Consider the following 24005-nt stretch of genomic DNA (forward strand, 5'->3'; position numbering starts at 1 on the left):
CCGATCAAGGCCACCTTCAAAAGGTGACAGAGACCACAGGAAACTCGCCGGACCTGCATAGTTGTGCAGATGTTTTGGATCCGAAGTTTATTCTCGTGGCTGACCGAGCGTACGGCAAGCATAAGCGATTTGACGAATACCTGGAGCAAAATCAGTCTTTTGTGATCAGGCTCCATGATAATACCACCTTTTATGAGCCAATCCCAAGGGAACGCAATCAGCCGTTTACCGGAACGCTAGAACAGGATTTCACTTGCCAATTGGGGAAGAACAAATCCCTTTCCCAGCATCGATTTCGGGTCGTGATCCTGAAAGATCCCAATGATAACCCCGTTATTTTGGCGACCAATCTACATTGGCATTCCGCAGAAAAGATTGCGGAGATCTACAAGAAACGGTGGCAGATTGAAGTGTTTTTTCGCTGGATTAAGCAGCATTTGAACATTCCTAAATTATTTGGAACGACTCCTAACGCAGTGTATGGGCAGTTGTACACAGCTTTAATAGTTTACGTCCTGCTGAAATTCCTGTTCGATCAAGGCAATGCTAAGGTTCATCCGAGCGCCACACTGACATTTGCCGAGTTCGACCGATTATTTACTTTGCAATCTTTGCCACCGGAGTGGAGAAGGTATTTGGCTAATGACGTGGTTCTTTATTCCATAATTTAGTTAATCAACAGGCGTGCACTTTTTGCAATTAAATGCTCAATACTTCCAATAAAGCGATGTTTAACTGTAAATAATGCATCTAGTAAGTTACGGCAACAGTTAGTTTACGGTAACAGCAAGTCCTACGATACCCACTTTTCACTTGTTGATCGACGCATTTGTTGATCGCCTGCAAGGAATGGGAGCAATGGCAGATTAGTATTCCCCGTAATCCATCAGCAGATCTAGATAAAGCTCCGCCCACAAAGGGACGGAACCATTTCTTGCTGCACCTCGCTTGCTGCCAGCTGTCAGATAATTTGTTCACTTTATATTTTTTAGCCAATTGTAATCGTCGATAGCCTCCTGCTCGTTCTTGAACACATTCATGACCCTCCCGAGCTCGATCGCAAACTCGATAAACGCTTGACCTTTGGAGGTAATACAGTTTCCGTCCCGCACAACGTCCTCATCCACAATCGTGACATGCTTAAAGATCTCGCGATTGTTGTCATTCAGCACAATTCCTCGACCGTCGCCCGTACACTTCTTATGATCAAGCACCCCGAACTTGGCCATCAGCTCCACCCCGCCGCAAATTCCTGCGATCAGCTTGTTTTTTTCGTGCAAGGCAGTAATGAACTCTCGCAAAGGAGCGTTATCGTACAGATACGACGGATCTCCTCCCGGAATAATCAGAAGATCTATCTCATCCGGGTTTACGTCCTGAATCATCCGATCCGGCAAAAACTTCTGTCCTTCCTCGCTTAAATAGGCACGATCCTCTAAAGCAACCGCAAAATGGCTTCCTCTAAACTGGTTCATGGCAAGCACCACTTCAAACTCGCAAAATTCATCATAATACAAGCAGCATACGTTCATTTTTCTAACCTCTTTCTTGATCTCTATATATTTTCACCTTGCACCCCCATTATAAAAAGCGATGACTGACACCTGTGTGTCAGCCATTATACTTCGCGTATATTTTTTTTATATACTCCACCATGCCCGTTCTTAACGATTCAGGAGCGACGACCTCACATTCATCTCCAAAACCTAAAATGAATTTCTTCAAGCCTTCATCGTCCGGAAAAAGGTCCTCCACCAAATAAGTGCCATCCTCTTGAGGCCTGATGGTCTCCTTGGAGAAATACTCGCTTAGCTGCTCGCCAATTCGATTCGTAAACTTTAACACGACGCAGACGCAATTTTTTTCATAACTGTCGTGAAAATTTTTCTTGATTTCCTGCAAGGAGTCAGACCTTTTCGCAAAAGGCTCTCCTAGCCGGAGATTCCGCACCCTAACCAGCTTAAACCTTCTGTAGTCATCCCTTGCTCGGCAAAAGGCCGTAACATACCACTGTCCACTCGTAAAAACGATCTGGATCGGCTCGGCCACCCGCTTGGCATAGTCCATTTTTCGATTGATATAGTCAAATTCCAAGGTTCGCTGCTCTTCAATCGCCTCGTTGATCAAAAACAGATACTCCCGCAGCTCCTGCTCCATGCTGAAATGGGACATGTTGATCGTGAGATTTTCCTTATGCTCCTGCTCCCTGTTGTGGAGGGATTCAAACTTGAGTACGAGATCGTTGAACTGCTGGTTTTTCCCGAACAGGAACTTTAGGTTCTCCATAACGGCCATGAGAGGGCCAATTTCCTTCTTGTTAAGAAAAAGATTGTTCAAACTGAAGTTCTCCATGAGGTAATAACCCCCACCCGTTCCCCCGGTAGCGGCTATTGGAATTCCTGCCTCGCTGATTTTCTCAATATCCCGATATATCGTCCGCAGCGACACCTCGAAATGGTTGGCCAGCTCTTTCCCTGTGACCAGACCCTTTTGCGAAATGATAATGACGATAGATAGAAGCCGATCTGATCTCATATTTTGCGTACGTTACTGGAACGTCCTACCTTCCCGCCAAATGCCGTATTTTGTCCGGATTCCTCATGAAAAATAAATTTCGAATCCTGTGATTTTCCGTGTCCATGAGCACAGCGGTGTCAATTCTCGTACCTACCATATAAATGAGCCCCGGTTGGCCATTCAACTCGGCGATCTCTATGTGAGCGTCCGTTTCCGTAGAGTGAGAAGCCTTCCGAAAAAGACCAAAGAGAAACTGGACGACCCGATCACGGGATTCAATAGGCTGGACAGCCGCTGTCACTTTACCGCCCCCGTCTGAGATAACGGCGACGTCCTCGGCAAGCAGGGAGACTAATTGTTTCGTATTTTCCAGCTTGAGAGCAGAGAGAAATCGATGTATCCAATCTTGGCTCAGTTCATAGGAGCAGGCCGTTTCTGCCTCCCTTCGGGCACCCCCGACCTTCCCTCTTGCCCGGCTGACAAGCTTACGGCAATTCGCCTCGCTTCGCTCTATCAAATCGGCAATCACCGCGTAATCCAAATCAAGCGCTTCGCGCAGTACGAATGCGGCTCGTTCCGCAGGGGTTAGCTGCTCCAAAAGCACCAGCATGGCATAGGATAACATTTGTTGCCGGGCCACCGCTTCAAAAGGTTCGTCATTTCCGGTTCGCACCGGTTCGGGAAGCCATTGTCCAAAGTATTGTTCCCGCTTCCTGCGGGCCGACTTCAGCAAGTCCATACAGCGGTTTGTGGCCATTTTACACAAGTAGGCTTTTGGTTCGGCTAGTTTGTCCGGATGAACATCCGCTAATTTCAAGAATACATCCTGAACCGTATCCTCGGCGTCGGAAACCGATCCCGTCATTTGATAAGCAAGCGTAAAAAGCAGCCGATGATACCGCTCATATAGTTCCTGCATGGCTCCTCTTCCTTTCACAACTAGACGATTCTTACACCTCAAGGCGTTTGAAAACTCGCGATATCCCATATCCATTTTCGTACTCGCCAGCCCAGCTTGCCCGATAATATAATATCCAGGCCCCATTTGCGTGTCCATACCATACCTTGACCGGGACCCAGGCCGAAGCAGAAAAAGTCAAAATGACTTTGATGCTTTGGAGCCGGGCGCCCCTTCAAGTCGGCCACCAAAACCTTTCCTAAGCGCGAGGCCTGGGCGATCGCTTCTTTGCACGTCTTCCCGTCTGCCCGGCCGCATGACGGGCTTACGATATGAGCGCAGTCTCCAATACAGTATATACCATCCAGCCCTTGAACCCGGTAGCTTTCGTCTACCGCCACATAACCCTCCTGCGTGACTGGTAGACCCATGCTCTCCAGCATAGGATGAGGCAGTAATCCCAATGTCCAAACGCATAAACCTGCGGGCAGGGTCTGACCGTTTGACAGCCTGACCAGCCCTTCCTTCTCTTCCTGCACCCTGCAGCTATGAATCACCTCCACGCCTCTCTCAGTCAATGCATGCTCCAGCCTGCGCCCAACCTTGTCCGGACCTTCCGGAAACAGCCGATTGTGCGTGTTTACAAGAATCACTCTGACCTCATTTGGCTCGATCCCCAACACTTTGGCATCCGCACGTACGTGATAGGCAAGCTCCGCAGAGGTTTCAATCCCGCTGATCCCGGCACCCGCTACAACAAGCGTCATCAGCCGGGACCGTTCATCAGCACGCTTATCATAAACGGCCTTGCGCAAATTGCTGCACCAGACTTCCCTTATTTCCTTCGCCGAGTCCAAGCCATTCAGCGTCGTCCCTCCTTGGCGAGGCTCCGGCTGCCGAACGATACTGCCTGCGGCGAAAATAAGAATATCGTAAACCAGCTCTCGATCCTGCCCTGCCATATCCTTGTATATCAGTTGCCGCTCCCTAGCTCTGACCTTCGATACCTCGCCTTGAATCACTTCAACGCCTTCGGCAAACAAGCGGCTAAAAGGTACCGTAATATCCTCATCTGCAGCAGCCGGTTTAAATAGCAGCACCTTCCGAAGATGATAGGGGTTTTGGTCGATTAGAATCAGTCGAAGCTCACGCTCTGCGAGTTCCTCTCCCTGAAATTGTTCACGAATTGCTTTCACCGCATGAATGCCCGCATACCCTCCACCAACAACTGCACAGGTTAATCTACCCATGATACTCACTCCTTTGACTTCGTTTGCAATAGAACGAGATCGGAGGGCATTTTGTGACAGAGGGGTATCTCTTCCCTTGAACGCTGGGCAAGGATACACTCTACAACGAGAAACATTGAAATATACTGGGCTATTGTATATCAGATACTTTAACCCTGGTAGGGCGAGAAAATAGATGTACGAAATACAGTTAGTAGAGTGAAAAAGGAGGGTCCTTCGCCGAAGAAGGTACCCTCCTTTTGTTGAACGCTGAGCGATTGAAGCGGCTCATGCTTGAGAAAACGGCATTGGGTCCACCGGTATTTGCATCTGCATCCGTATCTTTCAGCCGTTTACATCCCGGGCTCCGTTCCCCAGACCAGAGTGCCGTTCCGGTACAGCGTAACGCGCTCCCAATCGGCGAACGACTTTTTCGTGCCGTCGAAGGAATGGTCGCCCTCCTCGCTGTAGTTCGTCCAGTCCGTTTTGTGGATGCGAAGCTGGATGTCGCCGCTGTTGCCTCCAGCTGCGAGGCTGCCCGCTGCCGCCGAGAACTTCACTTCAATATAGTAGTCCGCGCCCGGCTTGGCCTCCGCCATCTTCACCAGACTGCCGCTCAGGTTCGAGCAGCCAAGCTGCGCCCAATCGCAATTGAACTGCTGGGTCTTGTCGCCGTCCACGGTGTACCAGTACCGCAGCGTCAGCTCACTGAGCGGCACCGCATCGTCCCCGCGGTTGGCAATGCGGAGGTGCGGTTTGAGCTGGTTGTCGCCAGCATTTGAATCACCTACCCGGTACTGAACCACCTGATCCCCAGTCGCAGGTAGCGGCGTCTCCTGCGGAGTTGCGCTTACCTGCGCCGAGCTTGGACTCTCCCCTACGTTATTAATAGCGCTGACGGTGTAAAAATATTTCGTGCCGTTCACCAATCCGGTATCGGTATAAACTGCCGCAGTCACACTGCTGGCCACCGTCGTGAACGGCCCGCCGCTTGCGGTCGCGCGCTTCACGCTGTAGCCGGTCGCCCCTTGGACCGCGTCCCAGCTCAGCGCAACCTGCGTGTTGCCGGCCACGGCCTTCACGTTCGCCGGGGCCGCCGGAGCTTGCGGCTGCGCGGCGTTTACAATGGCCCAATAGGCCGGCTTGGACTGCAGCCGCTCATTGAACAGCAGCGGCCAGTTGTTGCGGCTCACCGGAAATTTGCGCAGCCAGGTATTTCCGTCATCTTTTCCCCACACTGTAACGTTGTCGATCAAGGCACTGTGTTTTTTGAAAATATCAAAGAGCTGCTTGTATCGGGTTGTTTGCTTTTGAGCGATGTTATCCGGCAGGGTATCATAACGCTGCGAAGAATTGGAGTACACATCGATATCAAGCTCCGTAATCTCCGTCTTCAAGCCGAGCGCGGCGAATTTGACGATTGAATTTTCGATCTCACTCATGGACGGATAATCGATATTCATGTGTGTTTGATGACCAACCCCATGAATCGGAATGCCTTTGGCCTGCAGTCTCTGGATCAGATTATATAAGGCCTGGCTTTTAGCTGGCTCGTGCGTGTTGTAGTCATTGATGAACAGCACGGCGTCCGGGTCCGCTTCATGCGCGTAAATGAACGCTTTTTCAATATACTCTTCCCCGGCGATCTGATACCACAAGCTGCGTCGCAGTCCGTCGGGCTGCCCGGCATCGATCACCTCGTTCGCCACATCCCAGGCATAGATATGGTCCTTATAGCGGCCTACTACCGTCTTGATGTGGTTTTCCATCCGCTGGAACAGCACGTCCTTGCTGACCAGATTTCCGCTCGCATCACGGAATACCCAATCCGGCGTCTGGTTGTGCCAAACGAGCGTATGGCCACGCACCTGCTGCCCATTATCTACAGCGAACTGAACGGCGGCGTCCGCACCCGTGAAGTCAAACACCCCTTCCTGCCGCTGGAGGGTATCCCATTTCAGCACATTGCCCGGCGTGACGCTATTGAAGTGCTTCGCCAGCAGTTTCCGGTCTGCCTCCTGCAGCAGCTCAAAATTTTCAAAGGCTGCACCGAAGAGGAACTGATCCCCAAATACGGCTTTGAGCGACGGAATCCCCTCTTCGATCACGATCGGGTCTTGATCCGGCTTCTTTTCCATCACAAAATCGTCGAGATAAAACGGCTGCGTCTCCAGCCCCGGAATTTCAAAGTAAATGGACAATTGATCCGCTGGCTCGCGCAGCTTATATTCGGTTTTGATCTCGACCCAGCGGTTCGCAGAGGCAGTATCATAGGCGATTTGTTCATAAAAAGTATCTGTCCCCGCCCCTCGCTGCATTGACATGTACACCCGGTTGTCACCAGAGCCCTCCGGCAGCTTGATCCATCCGGAAAGCACGTACGTTTTTCCAAATTCCACGTTTGCGGTAATGTCCAGCGTCACCCCGTGCCAGCTTTGGCTGCGATCGCTGACCTTGAGCCCATATGACCCGCTGCGGGCCGCCTCGGTTGTGGCGGTTACCGTCTCTGCCGTACTCCGGCCGGTCCAGCCCTGAGTGGTGCCGTCTTCAAAGTTGCTTTGCTTAAGGACCGTATTCGCCGCATGGGCGGACGGCACCGCTAACACCTGAAAGAGCCCGCCCATCAAACATACCATCAAGAACATGCCTAGCGTTTTTCGCAGAAACCTTTTTTCCATCACCATTCCTCCTGCTCTTGATTGATTTGCTGCAGCACCGGCTCGATCCCCCAGATCAGCACCCCGTTTTGATAAAGCGTCACTTTATTCCAGTCCGTGTATGCCGTTTTGGTGGGATCGTACGAGTCATGATCACCGGATCATCCTTGCATTTCACCCCGGTGTATGTGTTCACGCGGTTAAGCATGTGAGAGATGTAGTCTTTGTAGGTCTGCTTGATCTGCGGATGTGTATAAAAAGCTTCCTTGCGTCCTGCATTAAACCATTTCGCATACTGGTTCATGCCCGCCAAAATCATCCCAATAGTTCGTAAACGGAATGACCGACATGATGCCTATTTGCCCGGCTTTATAAACCGCATAATCCAGCTTTTTAAACCTCATCTGGAAGTTGTTACTAACTGGAGCCAATTTGGAGCCAATTACTTACCGGAATCATCACCTTCCTTCTTTGCAGGTTCATTGAATATAGACAAGGCATTGACGCCTCGGCTACCGGGAACATAAGGCAATACGAGATTTTGTTGGGGTCGTCTTGGCGGAAACCGCAAGGTGGGGATGCAGCTGTAAACGCGGTTCCACGATTAAATTGGAGGGGCTATTTCATTAAAGCGTTTTCATATTAGTCCTATCGTAATCGAGCCTGACACGGATTGTCAATCATAAATTTACTAATTTACCTTTATCATACATTTCAGGGGGTGAACTCACTCAGCACTATTTACCGGATTTCACTAGTCTCTCCGAGCTAACGAACTCAGTAAACGCTATTTGCCTGTTTTCGCCGGTTTTGCTGATCTAACAAACTCAGTAGCGCTTATTTGAGGCAAAGTGGCGTTTGGGGCCATCTTTTCAGCCAAATAAGAACGCTGAGGTTCGTTAGCCGACTAAATCTGCTGTTTTCGCCATATTAGCGCTTATTAGATTCGTTAGAGCTTAAGCTAGTCTAACGAATTCAATAAGCGCTATCGCTGGTTTCGCCATGTGCTAACGAACTCAATAGCAGCAAATTGCCTCGCCACAAAATAACTTAACGACAAAAGAACCCCCACCCCCAGGTTACCCTGGAGATGGGGGTTCTCTATTTTACTGTCGTTCAGTTACCCCAAATTCCTTATTTCAACGCTTTCCATACCCAGTTTTCCACTTCTGGCAGGTCGACGCCTTCTTCACGGATGTAGTCATGGTGTTTTTGCACCATAGCGTCCATTTCGCTTGCGATGGCTGCGTATTGGCCGGCATTCGGCAGGCTCAGAACGGCTTCCTTCACCAGGTCGAAACGGTCCATTTGGTTCAGGACACGCATATCAAACGGTGTCGTGATATCGCCGTTTTCGCGGTAGCCGTGCACATGCAGGTTGTGGTTATGGCGGTCAAAGAACAGGTCTTTGATGAGGCCTTCATAGCCATGGAATGCGAAGATGACCGGTTTGTCTTTGGTAAAGAATTGGTCGAACTCTTCGTCGGACAAGCCGCGTGGGTCTAATTTTTGGCTTCTCAGTCTCAGCAAGTCAACCACGTTGATGTAGCGAATTTTCAGCTCAGGCAATTTCTCATGCAGCATGGAGATGGCCGCAAGGCTTTCCATCGTTGGCTCTGTTCCTGCCGAAGCGATAACAAGGTCCGGCTCTCCGCCTTTATCCGTGCTTGCCCAGTCGATGATTTTCAAACCTTTGTCCACGAGCTCTTTCGCTTCGTCAGCGCTGAACCATTGCGGACGCGGATGTTTGGACGATACGATCAGGTTGATCTTTTGACGGTCATTCAAAACAGTGTCGAACACAGCCAGTAAAGAGTTGGCATCGGACGGCAAATATTCGCGAATGAATTCCGGTTTTTTGTCAGCCAAGTGGCCAAGGAGACCTGGATCTTGGTGCGTATAACCGTTATGGTCTTGCTGGAACACCGTAGATGTTGCTACAACGTTCAGCGAAGGAATGTCTGTACGCCAGCTTTGCTCAGTTGCTTTGCGCAGCCATTTGAAGTGCTGTGTAATCATCGAGTCAACGACGCGCAGGAACGCTTCATAACTTGCAAAGAAACCGTGACGGCCTGTTAAAACATAGCCTTCCAGCAAACCTTCCGCTTGGTGCTCGGACAGTTGGGAATCAATGATACGGCCATAAGAAGCCAGGAATTCATCGTTAGGCTCTTTAATTTTTTCCACCCATTGACGTTTAGTCACTTCAAATACCGGAGCCAGGCGGTTGGACATCGTTTCGTCCGGTCCGAATACGCGGAAGTTACGGTTGTCTTCGTTCATTTCGATGACGTCTCTAACGTATTTGCCCAAAACAGCCATGTCTTGTGCAACTACTTTACCTTGCTCGGAGTTATCCAGCGCATATTTGCGGAAGTCCGGCAGTTTCAGGTCTTTGATCAGGCTTCCTGCGTTAGTAACCGGGTTCATACCCATTCTTCTGTTGCCTGTAGGCAGAATTTCAGCGATTTCCGGCAGCAGACGGCCGTTCTCGTCGAACAATTCCTCCGGTCTGTAACTGTTCAGCCATTCGAGCAGAGCAGGTGCGTGCTCCATATGTTTTTGGTCCACTGGAATCGGCACCTGATGGGCACGGAAAGAGCCTTCGTTTGGTACGCCGTCCCATTCCTTTGGACCCGTCCAGCCTTTTGGAGAACGGAATACGAGCATCGGCCATACTGGGCGAGTAGCATCGTTGTTTTCGCGTGCATTCTTTTGGATCGCAGCAATTTTCTCGATGATCGTATCGAGCGTTTTTGCCATCTCTGGGTGCATCAGTTCAGCTTCTTCGCCTTCGACAAAGAATGGCTCCCAGCCCAAGCCTCTAAAGTACTCCGTCATTTCTTCGTGAGTTTGACGGGACAAAATCGTTGGGTTGCTGATTTTAAATCCGTTCAAGTGCAGAATCGGCAATACGGCGCCGTCTGTGATCGGGTTAATGAAGCGGTTGGAGAACCAAGAAGCTGCTAAAGGACCGGTTTCTGCCTCGCCATCCCCTACAACAACAGCGGAGATCAAATTCGGTTTATCCAAAATAGCGCCTACGCCGTGAGACAGGGAGTAACCCAGCTCGCCGCCTTCATGGATCGATCCTGGAGTTTCAGGAGCAGCATGAGAAGCGACTCCGCCCGGGAAGGAGAATTGCTTGAACAATTTCTTCATCCCTTGCAGGTCTTGCGTAATTTGCGGATAGATTTCTGTGTAGGTTCCGTCCAGATAGGAGTTCGAAACCATAACTTGGCCGCCGTGACCAGGGCCTTCAATATAGAACATATCCAAATCATATTTCGTGATAACGCGATTCAAGTGTGCATAAATGAAGTTTTGGCCTGGAATGGTGCCCCAGTGACCGATCGGTTTTACTTTGATATCAGAATCCTTAAGCGGTTCGCGAAGCAAAGGGTTATCCTTCAAATAAAGCTGTCCTACCGAGATGTAGTTCGTTGCCCGCCAGTAAGCGTCAAGCTTAGCCAAATATGTTTTCGAGGAATAGTCAACTTGCGTAGCCGGAAATACCATTTCTCATCCACTCCTTAATTTTGTCTCTTTATCGTTTGTGAATATTTTCACCTATGTATATATCATAACGACTTTTTCACCAAATTGATACGGTCCAATTTTGTTAAATAGTGAACATAATATGAAAATTGGTCAGGTCTAGTCTGAATTTAATCCATTATTTTGTAATTAGATAAACATATGGCAGCATTTCACACTGCAAGTTTGCCCTTGTCACACATTTTATGGTCAGCATTATGTATGCTCCCATGAATGCGGATGTATGCACCGGTTATGCGGATGTACGCGATTCCGTCTAACGAACTCAATAAGCGCTAATTCCCTGATTTCACTCATTTTGCTAATCTAACGAACTCAGTAGCGTTTATTGCAGTCAAATTGGCGTTTTGAGCCACCTTTATTGGCAAATAGGAACGCTGGAGTTCGTTAGCCAACCAAATCTGCTGTTTTTAATGCAATAGCGCTTATTAGATTCGTTAGAATCTCCGACATACTTAGAATATGGGCAAAAAAAATAAGACCGAAAATTTCTTTTCAGTCTTATCAGGATTGCACCGAGACGAACGTATTGAATTTCAAATATTTGTAGTGGAGCCGCATATGTGAGAATTCGAACGGCGTTCCGTTATCCAAAAAGAAAATACCTTCCATTATTCCCACCGGCTCGTTTTCTTTCAGGTGCAGCAGCTCTCGATCCTCACCGTTGGACGGTTCCGCAAAAATGGACAAGAACGACTTGGTTACGGCCAGGTTGTGCGCATCTTGCAAATAATTGAAAATCGAACCCTCGATAATCGTTTGGTTCAGATTCTGGACGATCTTGATCGGAATGTAGCCCGTCTCAATCATAAACGGCTCATCGTCAAACAGGCGCAGGCGGATGATTTTATACACAAAATCATGGGGCTCCAGGAACAGGTCCCGCTGCAACTCCTCCGTTGGCGGAATGACCTCGAAGCTCAGCACCTTGATCTTGGGCTTTTTGCCATCCATGTGGAAGTTGTCGGTGACGCCCAGGTTGGAGCCTTCGTAATTAAAAACGGATTCGTTTTTTATATATAAAGGGTTGATGAAGGTACCGGACCCGCGCTTTTTGAAAATAATGCCGTCGTTCTCCATTTTCGTCAGTGCGCGTTTGATCGAACTGCGGCTCACCTGGTAGGTTTCGCTCAGACTGCGCTCATCGGGTAATCTCATATTGTCGAAGCGACCGGCGAATATTTTCTCTTTCAGGTCATCGATAATTTGTTTATATAATAACTGCGCCATGTTTTGCTCCTTTACAGCCTCATTCTAGTCAATCGCTTCATCTATATTAACATAAGTCGGGAGCGCTTTTGACATTCTTCGCGATCAATATCATTCTACCCCTTTTTGAAGTTAGCGAGTAGTGATACCTTTGCGTCAATTTTGAGGATTAGAGGGCATTTTTCGCCTTATCGGAACCTATTGAGTGCAGCTTCGGCGGTGAATAGGGCAGCTTGAATCGACTCCTCCTGCTGATCATGTCCTCCTCGGAAATAAAGGCAGCGGATAAAATTTTTACAGTTGATTCGTGAAATGTACTGACTGCGGTTTCCCGGCCCACCGTCGCACACCGCCAAACCAGCGAGCCAGCTGGCAAGCTCTGCAGCAGGAAGCAAAGTCTTGCGGCTCATTGTATCCACGATATTGGCGATCCGCTCATCTTCCTCATTGTTAAAAACATGCTTCCCGTTCTGCAGCTTCCCTTGGATCACGACAAGGATCTCCCGCTGCACTGCGGCATCGCTCTCCGGGCACTGTGCCAGTTCATCGAGCGCATCCGCTCCATGAGCGGCGCTGTGCGCCCATCCTCCCTCGGACAAATAACCGCGCAGGTCATTTTCCTCCCGGTAATAACGGAGCAACGACTGCTTAAGATGCAGGAACTCCGCCGGCTCCAGGAAAGGCTGCTTTCGGTGGCGTTCCATAATCAACGCGATGGGCAGAACCGAAAAAGCCCGAGTAAATACAGTCTCATCACCTTCGCTGCCGATTTGGTAGAACAGGTGCTGCTCATCCAGCAATACGGCCAGTAGGCTGCGAAGCTCCATCTCCGTGAAAAAGCCCTGTAGATGAATCCAATGATAGAAGGTCGAATAGATCAGCTCATCCCGCAGCTCCGGGTCCGGATCACCAATATATTGCACCATCTGCGTGACGAACTCCTGGTGCCGCTCGCCTTCGCGAAGCTGGTATTGCTCCTTTTTAATTCTTTGCAGGTCCTCTTTGAGTTTTGCCTTGGTGATATCCATGCCTATTCCTCCCATTTTGTATTGGAATTTTTCGTTTACTTCAACTATAAAGCACAATGGCTGACACCTAAGTGTCAGCCATTGTGGGGAGAAAGCATAAATTATGCAATTTAAAGTAGTCGAAAGCGTTTCTTAATGTAGAACGGATTAGCGTATGCAGCAAACCGGGTTGGTCATAAAATGATGATCTCCGGCAAATTAATAACCCGTTCTATACCTTTTTACTCTGGTTATCCGTCGTATCCAATATATCCTTAATCACGCGAAATATAAGCTTATTCTCTTCCAACGAACGGCTATAAAGCAGTGAATTTATTACCTCCAAAACCTCGGCCTTATCCTTCCATGAGTCCACGTTCTTCACTTCATGAAACTGAAACATCACCGCTAATGGCACGTCCAGCCCCTGAATAATTTTCTCCAACGTCTCGATGGAGATATTGCGGACTCCACGTTCTACTGTTCCTATGTATGATGCGTTTACTCCAGCTTTTTAAGCGAGTTCTTCTTGCGTAAGTCCCTGTTCTTTTCTCAATTGCTTGATCCGTTTGCCTATGATTTTCAGCAGCACGATTTACCACCTCTCATGCGACAATTAGTAAATCGGGCAAACCATGAGACACACTTTAACTTGTTTGTGGAGCAAATCAATTTTTCTACGTACGGAGCTATCCACGGCTTTTTGGCGTCCAGCACGAATTTAAAAGAAAACCACCCTCCTTTTATTAAAAGGCTGATGGTTTGGGTATTTAATAGAAAAACACAAGATTGCCGTGCCTATGGGTATTACGAGGTTTAGTTTTGCATCGCATTACTGCTATAAATAATCATGCTGCCTGACCCTCCCCCTATAGCTCCGTATATTTGGTCATTTTCCCATAGGCTTTGTCCACCGGATACTTGGCTTCGTTTTTTCGCATTTTATCCCGGACAATGTCCTTAATGTCGAGGTCCATGGCCTGGGCCAAGTAAATAGCATAAATCAATACGTCGGCCAATTCATCGGCGATGTCCGCTCTTTTTTGCGAAACGGCCTCCTCGGACGTTTTCCATTGAAAGTTCTCCAACAGCTCGGAGGCCTCCAGGCTTAGGGAAATCGCTAAATCCTTAGGGTTATGGAACTGTCCCCAATTTCGCTCCTCCCGAAAAGCAATAAGCTCCTTGATCAGCTCTTCATTCATGCTTCGTGCTCCTATCATTTTCGTAATAGAGTTCATACAGCTTCCTAAACAATGCAAAAAAGAGGCAGTGTCCGCCCTCTGGTACAGGGCCTGCCTCTTATCGTTAATGGGATGGCCAAGCTTTGGCCCATATTTGGACATTTCTACCTTCAACATATTACGGAACACGCATTTCGTCAAATGGACAAAAGCAGACCACTGCCTATACTGCCAACGGCCTGCTTTTATCGCAGCTTTGTTGTAAGAAATGGTGCAGCCATCCGAACGTCGTGACGAATCCATCGTCCGGAGAGCTTTGTTCCCGCGTTATTCTAGTCAGTCATCAGCCCGATCAAAAACAAGTAAACGAAGTAATTTGCCTCAAATCCAGGCCTGCGTACATCCAAAAGAATCCGTTCCATCTATAACCCGCGACCGATGTCCGTCCTACAAAAGTAGGGTAGAACCAAAAGCTGTCCCCGTTTCTGAGCCATACATACGTGAACCGCAGTCGGCATCCGGCGATCGCTCCCGGATCAACGGCAAAAGTTGTGGCTTGCGGCTGCTGGGGCGTAAATTGAGGGGGAGGGGATGTGGGACCTTGTAATCCTTGAGCTCCTTGTTGCGGCGGCATAAATGCCATATGAATTCACTCCTTATAAATTGGGTTTGACCGGGATTTCACCCTTAAAATTTATGCCCGGGATCTGGGTAAACATCCATGACAAAGCGTGATAAATGCATAATATACCTTGTGGCGTAGGTACGTTGCCTAAGTGTACAGAAGTGTAATCACCAGCAATTCGTACAGAACAAGCGGCAGAATAGCATCATAATACTGGCGATATCCCGGCGTTTGCTGAACCCCCAAATAAAAAATGCCGCTTTCAACGCCGAGGATAACTCCTTGATAAGTGTGGCCATCCATGGTCTGCACGGAGACGTAGCGGTTTAGATGCTTTTTTCCCAGATCATTGATTTTGCTTCTAACGGTTTGCATGTTTTGCATGGCTGTGGGATCAGCTTGATAAATCACCTGCTGCTGCATTGGTTGAAGATCCATTTTTATCGATCACCTTTCGAATAGAATTGCACTCATCCCCAAAATATGCGAGATGCTTGGGCTATGTGTGATCAGAAAAAATGTCGCAAATCCCCGCGGCGTGGCGTGTAATATTTTAATTTCAAATTTTTCTATTGCCGTTTCACCTAGATCCTGATAATATAGAGGAGTATTGTTTTTTGGAAAGCTAATATTCAATATATCCTGAACGAGTCTTTCCAAGCAGATAATTTTTGACCACTTTCCTAAAGAAAGTTAAGGCCATACGGACAGCCGGGTCAAATGCCGATTGGCAACTTTTGTTGCCTTATTGATTGAGTTAAAAGCTCAAATTTTATAAGTTGGTTACTTTACAACCAGTGCATATGCACATCAACTTGTGAAACGGTCAATAAGAGTGGTAAAGGCGATTATTTGCTATATAGACTCTGATCCCAATTGATATATTTCGAATATTAAAGAGCTTTCTACTGTAAATGTCCAAGAAGCTTTACGGTGGATGTATGTGATGCGGCCCTTATCGCTTGCTCATGTACATAACTTTTAATATTAACGTTGTATATCTAAGCAAGTGTTGTGCGCAAATGATGCGCTTGGCACTTGCTTTTTTGCTGTCGTCATAGGCGCAATGAACACGAACTGTAAATATCAAAAAATCCACGAAGCAGGGAGATAAGAAAAATGGGAAAAGCTCTAATCATCGGTTGTGGCGGCGTAGCCTCCGTAGCCATCCACAAATGCGTTCAAAACCACGAAGTATTTGAAGAAATTTGCATCGCAAGCCGGACGAAGTCGAAATGCGACGCGCTGAAAGCGAAGCTGGACGGCGGCAAAACGAAAATTACGACTGCTCAGGTCGATGCCAACAATGTCGATGAGCTGGTCGCTTTGATCAATGAAGTAAAACCAGACATCGTTATGAATCTGGCTCTGCCTTATCAAGATTTGACGATTATGGATGCCTGCCTGGCTACTAAAACCAACTACATGGATACAGCAAACTACGAGCCGGAAGATACGGCGAAATTTGAATACAAATGGCAATGGGACTACCGCGAGCGTTTCGAAAAAGCCGGCATCACCGCGCTTCTCGGCAGCGGCTTTGACCCAGGCGTAACCGGCGTATTCTCCGCTCACGCCTTGAAGCACCATTTTGATGAAATCGAATATATCGACATTTTGGACTGCAACGGGGGAGACCACGGCTACCCATTCGCTACCAACTTCAACCCGGAAATCAACATTCGTGAAGTTTCCGCTAAGGGAAGCTACTGGGAAAACGGCGAATGGATCGAAACTGAGCCGATGGAAATCAAACGCGTCTACAACTTCGCCGAAGTTGGTCAAAAGGATATGTATTTGCTGCATCATGAAGAAATCGAATCTCTCGCATTAAACATTCCGGGGATCAAACGGATCCGTTTCTTCATGACCTTTGGTCAAAGCTATCTGACACACCTGAAATGCCTGGAGAACGTAGGGATGACTTCGATCGAGCCGATCGAATACGAAGGCAAACAAATCATTCCGTTGCAGTTCCTGAAAGCTGTACTGCCGGATCCGGCTTCCCTCGGTCCTCGCACGAAAGGGAAAACGAATATCGGTTGTATTTTCCAAGGCAAAAAAGACGGCAAAGATAAAACTTACTACGTTTACAATGTTTGCGACCACGAAGAGTGCTACAAGGAAGTAGGCTCACAAGCCGTAGCCTACACAACAGGCGTTCCTGCCATGATCGGCGCCATGATGCTGATGAACGGCACCTGGAACAAACCGGGCGTGTACAACATCGAAGAATTCGATCCGGATCCATTCATGGAAGCACTGAACAAATGGGGTCTCCCTTGGCAAGAAAACTTCAATCCAGTGCTTGTTGATGGCGAGCCTGCCAAAAAATCAGAGCCGGAGTTCGTTAAGTAAGATGCGGTTTGAGGATCTCCCAACCCCTTGTTACGTCGTCGATGAAGGTCTGCTCATAAAAAATCTTGAAATCCTGAATGGCGTGATGCAGCGTACAGGATGCAAAATTGTTTTGGCTCAAAAAGCGTTTTCCATGTCCACGCTGTATCCGCTCATCGGGAAGTACCTGAGCGGCGCGACAGCCAGCGGCCTCTATGAGGCCCGTCTGGGATATGAGGAAATGGGCAAAGAGAATCATGTGTTCTCCCCGGCCTACGGCGAGAATGAAATGGATCAACTCGTCACCATTTGTGACCATATTATTTTCAATTCCTTCTCTCAAGTGGAGAAATTTAAGGGTAGGGTGCTTGCGGCCGGCAAAAAAGCCGGACTGCGTATCAATCCCGAATGTTCCACCCAAGAAGGGCATGCCATTTATGATCCGTGCTCGCCTGGCTCACGGTTTGGCGTGACGCTGGAGCATTTCCGTCCCGACCTGCTGGACGGCATTTCAGGGCTGCATTTCCATACCCTGTGCCAGCAAAACTCGGATGATCTGGAGACGACGCTTGACGCCGTAGAGGAAAAGTTCGGACCGTGGCTGTCCCAAATGGAATGGATCAACTTTGGCGGTGGCCACCACATCACCCGGGAAGATTACGACATCCCACGGCTGGAAAAATGCATTAAACGGATGCAGGAGAAATACGGGCTCGAAGTATATCTTGAGCCGGGAGAAGCCGTGGCTCTCAATGCAGGCTATATGGTAACTACCGTGCTGGATACGACGCAAAACGGCATTGATATCGCCATTCTGGATACGTCCGCTTCCTGCCACATGCCGGATGTGCTGGAAATGCCATATCGTCCGCCGTTGTTCGACTCCGGAGAAGTTGGAGAGAAGCCTTACTTGTACCGACTTGGCGGAAAAACATGCCTTACTGGCGATGTCATCGGAGATTATTCGTTCGATCAGCCGCTGAAGAGCGGTGACCGCTTGGTATTCGGCGATATGGCGATCTACTCGATGGTAAAGAACACCACCTTTAACGGGATGCCGCTTCCGGCGATCGCCATTAAGAAACAAGACGGCGATTGCGAAGTCGTTCGCGAATTCGGTTATGACGATTTTAAAATGAGACTCGCTTAAAATAGCTTTACACGAACCAGATTCCTAACATGGGAGTCTGGTTCTTTTTCATTTACAGCCTTTTTTGTCTGCCTTATAATCAGGAAATAAGACTTATAAATGTATGGTTCTAAATACCCAACAAAAAAGTAAAATATTGTTTCCTCGCTCCGTTTAACTTACCTAGAAAACCACTCAGCTGCGCAAGGAGAGGACAGGAAATGGCCAAATTTTTGGACTGCAAATGGCTGCTTATCATTTTTTCAGCATATATTCTTTTACAATACACGCTGTTTCCTGTCTTGAGCGACTCGGAAAGCCTGATCCTTTTTATTGAAGCGCTTCCATATGTCCTGTCCGCATTCGTATTCCATTATGTTGCCAAGAAGCACCACGGGCATTACCGCCAGTTTTGGAACACCTTATCCTTGGGAGAAATTTGTTATTCGCTAGGTCTGCTGTCTTGGATCGTCTATGATTTGGTGTTGGGCATTGAGGCGCCGGTGCTTAGCATCGGGGATTTATTCTGGAATTTGCAGAACGCAATCTATATGTTCGCCTTGATCCGCTTGCTCGCGAAGGAGAAGAGCATATACCAAGGTATTCGCTTCTTGTTCGATACGGCAATTATTTTCATCATCGTTAGTGCGGTGAGCTGGGAGTATCTCATTCTTCCGCGTTTTGCAAACTTGCTGGAACGAACAAACTGGTGGGGCGTGGCCGCGAACTTCTCATATCCTGTGACCGATCTGGTCATATTCATCTGTTTGTTTTTACTCTACTACACCAATCGCTTTCCTTTTTCGAAAAGTGTACTCATCCCGTTCTCATCGGGATTTATCGTCTACGTCGTCACCGATACGATATATTTAGCCCAGGTTGCTTCAGGTACATATAAAGTTGGTGGATGGATTGATCCGATGTACAGCGCCTCCGTCTTGCTCCTAGTGGTAGCAGGGCTGGCCTCCGTGAAAACGAAGCCAAAGAAAGAAATGCTTCTGGTTACGGATGGGACGGCTGCAAAAATTCGGTATTTTCTACTGTACAGCCTCGTCATCCTGCTGCTCTCATTTACCACCTATCGGGTGCTTACGGAAAAATTAGACGCTATATTTATAGCCTTTATCTTGACCGTCGTGCTTATTACGATCCGCCAAGTGACGGTACTGCTGGAAAATGACAAGCTCATGCATAGCTTGCAGGAAATGCTGAGCAAAGCTGAATTTCTAGCCTTATACGACCAGCTGTCCGGGCTGCCGAATCGCCGGCTGTTCGAAATGAAAGCGACGGAGGATATCGGGAAGGCAGGCTGCGACGAAGGCAAGGAGCCCATGATGGGCGTTCTGTTTATGGACCTTGACCGCTTTAAATACGTGAATGACAGCTATGGGCACAGTACGGGTGATGCCTTGATTGAGGCGGTTTCCTCACGGCTGATAAAGCTTGCGGATGGGCGCCATTTTGTAGCTCGCATGGGGGGCGACGAGTTTACGATGCTCTGCAAGGAGGTTCGCTCCGAAAACGAGCTGTTGGCGCTGGCCAAGCTCATTATTGAAGAGATCAGTAGGCCCGTCCATCTCGAGCAGGGCGAATTTTGCACCTCAGCCAGTATTGGTATTTCCATGTATCCCAAAGATGGAATGAACATTTCTACTCTGCTGAAGCATGCAGATATTGCCTTGCATGAAGCCAAGACCACGGGCAAAAACCGGGCCGTTTTCTATCGCGAAGATTTCAACCAAACGTTATCGGGAAAGGTAGCGATGGAAAAGGAACTGCGGAGGGCACTGGCCCAAAATGAACTCATTCTGTATTATCAGCCTCAAGTGGATGCCGCCACCGAAAAGCTGACCGGAGCCGAGGCACTGGTTCGCTGGCAGAAAGCACCGGGTGTCATGGTATCCCCGGCCGAGTTTATCCCGCTTGCCGAGGAGACCGGTATGATCGTTCCCATTGGGGAGTGGGTGCTGCGCACGGCCTGCAGGAAGGCGAAGCAGTGGATAGATGAGGGCGCTTCAGACTTCCACATCTCGGTTAATGTCTCTCCTCGGCAGTTTTATGAAGCGAATTTCGTGGACATTGTCGCTTCCGTACTGGAGAAGACCGGTCTCCCTCCGAGGCTGTTGGTCCTTGAGGTGACAGAAGGGATCGCGATTCTGGATGAGGGCAAAACCACCGAGAAGCTGATCCAGCTCAAACAGCTCGGCGTACATATCGCTATGGACGACTTTGGGACAGGCTACTCCTCACTGGCTTACATCAAGCAATTGCAGATCGATATTCTTAAAATTGCACAAACCTTTATTTTTGAAGTGTCCAGCGATCCGGACAAAGCTCCGATCGTCAAGGCCATCCTGGCGATGGCCGACAGCCTGAAATTAACGGTCATCGCCGAGGGCGTCGAGACAGAGGAGCAGTTCCGCTTCCTGCAGGAGAACGGCTGCAACTGGATTCAAGGCTACTATTTCTACAGACCGCTGCCTACGGATGAAATGAACCGGGTGCTTAGCAAGAGCTGTGTCCAGCCTACGGCAAGGACAGTTACAACAAATCATGAAGGCGCTACCTTTAACGGGTAGAGGGCTTCCAAGTGGATACATAACAAGCCCTCCTGGCCTTGTCCAGCCAGGGGGGCTTGAATAGCGAAAATGGGATGTTACACACAAACGCTGACGCACATATCTTCCTGCACTAGGGCAACACCGCCACCTTTAGTTGCACTTTGTGCAGTTAAATCGAACGAAAACGCATTAACCGAGCGAGTAGCTGCAAAAAGTGCATCTAATCGGGAGAAATGGAGCAACTGCCTGCTGTTTGCCCCGGTTTAGATGCAGGTTTTACAACTAAAACTTGGGAAAGGGTGGATGTGCCTGAAATAGCTGCACAAAGTGCAACTATTCGATTTTTACCAGTTTGGCCAGACCAGGTGAATGGCCGCATGGGGATAAACCGATGCCAGGCCGAATGTTATGACTTGGTTGGTTTAGCCACACGACATGATGAAGCACCTAATGAAGCAACAAGCACGCCAAACCACCCCTGTCTCCTAGCGAGGCGGGGGTGGTTTTTTGCACCAGGAGAAGTTTGTTATTCCCTCCCGGCGCGGTCTGCGTCATAATGGAACCGAAAGCAAGGCCGATTCAACCACGAAAAAGAAGGTGATCCTTGTGGAAACCATTTTAATTGTCGAGGATCAGGAGGATGTCAACCTGATGCTGGCCGAAGCCTTGGCGAATGCAGGCTATAAGGTGAAATCATGCTATACCGGACTGGACGGGATCAAGGAGATCCAATTGCACCCTTATGATTTGATTCTCCTCGATATCATGCTTCCCTATAAAAGCGGGGACGAAATTTTAAAGGAAACGCGCGCGATGGGGGAAACCCCGGTCATTATCATTTCCGCCAAAGATATGGTCGGCACGAAAATCGATATGCTGAAGCTGGGTGCCGACGACTATATTACGAAGCCGTTCGATTTGGGAGAGGTCGTCGCGCGCGTTGAGTCGAATCTTCGGCGGGCCCATAGACAAAACCAACAGAGTAAAGTTTACCGCTACAAAAATCTATCCCTGGACGACAATACCAAGCATGTGACGGTCGATACAGCAGAGCTGGATTTAACAGCTACGGAATTTATGATTCTCGAGCTGCTGGTGAAGAACAACGGGAAGGTTTTTACGAAAGCGAATCTTTACGAATCGATCTGGAACGAGGAATATCTCGGCGATGATAACGCCGTAAAAACCCATATCAGCAATTTGCGCACGAAGCTAAAGAAGGCAAGTCCGAATGAGGAATATATCGAAACGGTCTGGGGACTCGGTTACCGCCTGTACAAGGAATGAATTATCTGTTTCTTAACGATTTTCATGCTGCCCTTAACCTTTTCTAAACGATTGCGAGATAACCTGAAGACAGAGAGGAAAGGTGAGCAAAATGAAACAGTACGTTGTGAAAACAGACCACCTGACGAAGAGCTACCATGGTTCAACCGCGCTGCGTGATGTATCGCTAACGATGGCGCCCGGAAAAATATACGGATTAATCGGACAGAACGGCGCCGGGAAAACCACGCTGATGCGTCTTTTGGCGGGGCTGTCTTTTCCCCAAAGCGGGAGCATTGAGCTCTTTGGCCACCAAGGGGAACGCGCGCTGCAGCAGGAGAGAAAACGGATGGGCTGCATGATCGAGCATCCTGGATTTGTTCCTTATTTGACGGCAAAGGAAAATCTAAAGTACCACAGAATGGTACGCGGCATACCCAATCCGGAAATCGAAGATGAATTGCTCGAATTGGTGGGGCTTTCAGATACGGGAAAAAAGAAGGTCAAGAACTTCTCTCTGGGCATGAAGCAGCGGTTAGGGATAGCCATTGCTCTTGTAGGGAGCCCGGAGCTGCTCATTTTGGATGAGCCGACGAACGGACTCGACCCTTTGGGCGTCGTTGAGGTTCGCAATCTGGTAAAACGGTTATGCGAGGAGCGGCATATGACCGTTTTAATCTCCAGCCATAACTTGCCGGAGCTCTACCAAACCGTTACGAATTATATCATCATCCATCATGGAGAAATTAAGCAAACCCTGACCCAGGAGGAGCTGGAAGCAGCGTGCCAGCACCACATCGTTATTCACTGCGATCAGCCGGAAAAGCTGGCAGGCGTGCTCGAAACGCAGCTAAACACCACCAAATACAAGGTGATGCCGGATAAGTCCATCAAGCTGTTTGATTACTTGAATGATACGGATATGGTGGCCAAGCGAATTTTCGAGAACGGGATTGTCGCTACCAAGCTTTCGGTCGAAGGAGATACGCTGGAGAATTACTTCTTATCGGTAATAGGGGGGAATCGAAATGCTTAATTTAATTCGGGCGGATGTTTTTAAGCTGCGCAAGTCGATTACGATGAAAGTTCTACTCGCCATCACTACCTTATGCGCAGTAGCCATGACCATGATGGCATACTTTATATCTACGGGCAAGCTCGACGCCAGCCTGACGGGAGTTGGGTTCATGTTCTCCGACGTGAACGTCATCAGCATCCTGGGCGGTTTGATCGCAGGCATGTTGATCTGCGCGGATTTCGATAACAAGACGATTCAAGATTCCATAGCCAGCGGCAATAGCCGGAGCACTATCATTTTTAGCAAGGCAGTTGTACTGGGGCTCGCCCTGGTCGTGATCCTGCTACCTTATGCCGTTATTACCGGGATTGCACTCGGTACAGGTTCCAAGTTTGATATGGGCGCCGTTGCTGTAGGTTTTCTACATCTGCTGACTTCAGAGAGCGCCAAAGCCTTCACCACGCCGGATGTTTTGAAACTGCTGGCTGTCATGCTGACCTTACTCATCTTATACGTGGCGCAGCTAAGCATCAGCATTCCGATTGCCTTTTTAGTCAAAAAGCCAATTCTCGTAATTGTGATTTGCTATGCTTTCTCTTTCCTTACAGGGCAGCTGTTGACTATAGCGAGTAACCATCCGATCGTTGAACGTATTTGCTCCTTTACGCCCTTTGGAGGGAGCTATGTCTTAATGACGCTGGATGCAGGAGCAGGAACCGTGGTTAAGGCCATTGTCGTTAGCTTGATATTTATCGGGGTCATGGCTGCGCTCTCTTACAGCTTGTTCAGAAAAACAGAGATCAAGTAAGAAAG

Annotated in this window: 18 protein-coding genes and 2 pseudogenes; 7 read left to right on the forward strand and 13 right to left on the reverse strand. The window is 48.6% G+C overall.

The genetic code is table 11. From position 1 onward, the window contains the following. Positions 1-671, forward strand: a 671-nt coding sequence (locus tag ACFQ3W_RS08565; RefSeq protein WP_379318672.1) for an IS4 family transposase, incomplete at its 5' end; no start/stop codon positions are given. A gap of 303 nt (positions 672-974) precedes the next feature. Here the strand turns inward: ACFQ3W_RS08565 and ACFQ3W_RS08570 are convergent. The 13 genes and pseudogenes from ACFQ3W_RS08570 to ACFQ3W_RS08630 all read right to left on the reverse strand — a co-directional run bounded on the left by ACFQ3W_RS08570 (position 975) and on the right by ACFQ3W_RS08630 (position 15319). After that, positions 975-1532, reverse strand: coding sequence for a DJ-1/PfpI family protein (locus ACFQ3W_RS08570; RefSeq protein ID WP_379318674.1), 558 nt, complete (start codon positions 1530-1532; stop codon positions 975-977). A 79-nt stretch (positions 1533-1611) separates the two neighbouring features. Then, entirely contained in the window at positions 1612-2535 is a 924-nt protein-coding gene (locus ACFQ3W_RS08575) for a helix-turn-helix transcriptional regulator (protein ID WP_379318676.1), read from the reverse strand. A 25-nt stretch (positions 2536-2560) separates the two neighbouring features. Further along, entirely contained in the window at positions 2561-3436 is an 876-nt protein-coding gene (locus tag ACFQ3W_RS08580; protein ID WP_379318678.1) for an RNA polymerase sigma-70 factor, read from the reverse strand. Between the two features lie 38 nt (positions 3437-3474). Further along, positions 3475-4665, reverse strand: a complete 1191-nt coding sequence (locus tag ACFQ3W_RS08585; RefSeq protein WP_379318680.1) for an NAD(P)/FAD-dependent oxidoreductase — start codon at positions 4663-4665, stop codon at positions 3475-3477. Between the two features lie 332 nt (positions 4666-4997). Further along, positions 4998-7322: an endo-1,4-beta-xylanase gene (locus ACFQ3W_RS08590; RefSeq protein ID WP_379318682.1), complete on the reverse strand. Its 2325-nt coding sequence runs from the start codon at positions 7320-7322 to the stop codon at positions 4998-5000. Between the two features lie 124 nt (positions 7323-7446). Then, positions 7447-7699, reverse strand: a pseudogene (locus ACFQ3W_RS08595) (glycoside hydrolase); the annotation flags it as partial. Positions 7700-8435: 736 nt separating this feature from the next. Then, on the reverse strand, positions 8436-10820 hold the full coding sequence (locus tag ACFQ3W_RS08600; protein ID WP_379318684.1) for a phosphoketolase family protein: 2385 nt from the start codon (positions 10818-10820) through the stop codon (positions 8436-8438). Between the two features lie 543 nt (positions 10821-11363). Next, on the reverse strand, positions 11364-12089 hold the full coding sequence (locus tag ACFQ3W_RS08605; protein WP_379318686.1) for a GntR family transcriptional regulator: 726 nt from the start codon (positions 12087-12089) through the stop codon (positions 11364-11366). Positions 12090-12256: 167 nt separating this feature from the next. Beyond that, entirely contained in the window at positions 12257-13096 is an 840-nt protein-coding gene (locus ACFQ3W_RS08610) for a DUF2785 domain-containing protein (RefSeq protein ID WP_379318688.1), read from the reverse strand. Positions 13097-13307: 211 nt separating this feature from the next. After that, positions 13308-13577: pseudogene (locus ACFQ3W_RS08615) on the reverse strand (helix-turn-helix domain-containing protein); the annotation flags it as partial. Positions 13578-13944: 367 nt separating this feature from the next. Next, on the reverse strand, positions 13945-14277 hold the full coding sequence (locus ACFQ3W_RS08620; protein ID WP_379319052.1) for a nucleotide pyrophosphohydrolase: 333 nt from the start codon (positions 14275-14277) through the stop codon (positions 13945-13947). A gap of 331 nt (positions 14278-14608) precedes the next feature. Next, positions 14609-14899, reverse strand: a complete 291-nt coding sequence (locus ACFQ3W_RS08625) for a transporter (RefSeq protein ID WP_379318690.1) — start codon at positions 14897-14899, stop codon at positions 14609-14611. Positions 14900-15028: 129 nt separating this feature from the next. After that, positions 15029-15319 carry a hypothetical protein gene (locus tag ACFQ3W_RS08630; RefSeq protein ID WP_379318692.1) on the reverse strand — a complete coding sequence of 97 codons (291 nt, stop codon included), beginning with the start codon at positions 15317-15319 and terminating at the stop codon, positions 15029-15031. Positions 15320-16000: 681 nt separating this feature from the next. Between ACFQ3W_RS08630 and ACFQ3W_RS08635 the strand changes: the two genes are divergently transcribed. The 6 genes from ACFQ3W_RS08635 to ACFQ3W_RS08660 all read left to right on the forward strand — a co-directional run bounded on the left by ACFQ3W_RS08635 (position 16001) and on the right by ACFQ3W_RS08660 (position 24000). Further along, positions 16001-17239, forward strand: a complete 1239-nt coding sequence (locus ACFQ3W_RS08635) for a saccharopine dehydrogenase family protein (RefSeq protein WP_379318694.1) — start codon at positions 16001-16003, stop codon at positions 17237-17239. Position 17240: 1 nt separating this feature from the next. Then, entirely contained in the window at positions 17241-18368 is a 1128-nt protein-coding gene (gene nspC, locus ACFQ3W_RS08640; RefSeq protein WP_379318696.1) for a carboxynorspermidine decarboxylase, read from the forward strand. A gap of 200 nt (positions 18369-18568) precedes the next feature. Beyond that, positions 18569-20926: a putative bifunctional diguanylate cyclase/phosphodiesterase gene (locus ACFQ3W_RS08645; RefSeq protein WP_379318698.1), complete on the forward strand. Its 2358-nt coding sequence runs from the start codon at positions 18569-18571 to the stop codon at positions 20924-20926. A 489-nt stretch (positions 20927-21415) separates the two neighbouring features. Then, a complete protein-coding gene (locus ACFQ3W_RS08650) occupies positions 21416-22195 on the forward strand; it encodes a response regulator transcription factor (RefSeq protein ID WP_379318700.1) in 780 nt (259 codons plus the stop codon). Between the two features lie 106 nt (positions 22196-22301). Beyond that, a complete protein-coding gene (locus ACFQ3W_RS08655; protein ID WP_379318702.1) occupies positions 22302-23210 on the forward strand; it encodes an ABC transporter ATP-binding protein in 909 nt (302 codons plus the stop codon). Further along, positions 23203-24000 carry an ABC transporter permease gene (locus tag ACFQ3W_RS08660; protein WP_379318704.1) on the forward strand — a complete coding sequence of 266 codons (798 nt, stop codon included), beginning with the start codon at positions 23203-23205 and terminating at the stop codon, positions 23998-24000. The genes ACFQ3W_RS08655 and ACFQ3W_RS08660 overlap by 8 nt, the downstream gene beginning before the upstream one ends. Positions 24001-24005: the final 5 nt, after the last annotated feature.

Source organism: Paenibacillus puldeungensis, from assembly GCF_042678945.1.
GTDB lineage: Bacteria > Bacillota > Bacilli > Paenibacillales > Paenibacillaceae > Fontibacillus > Fontibacillus puldeungensis.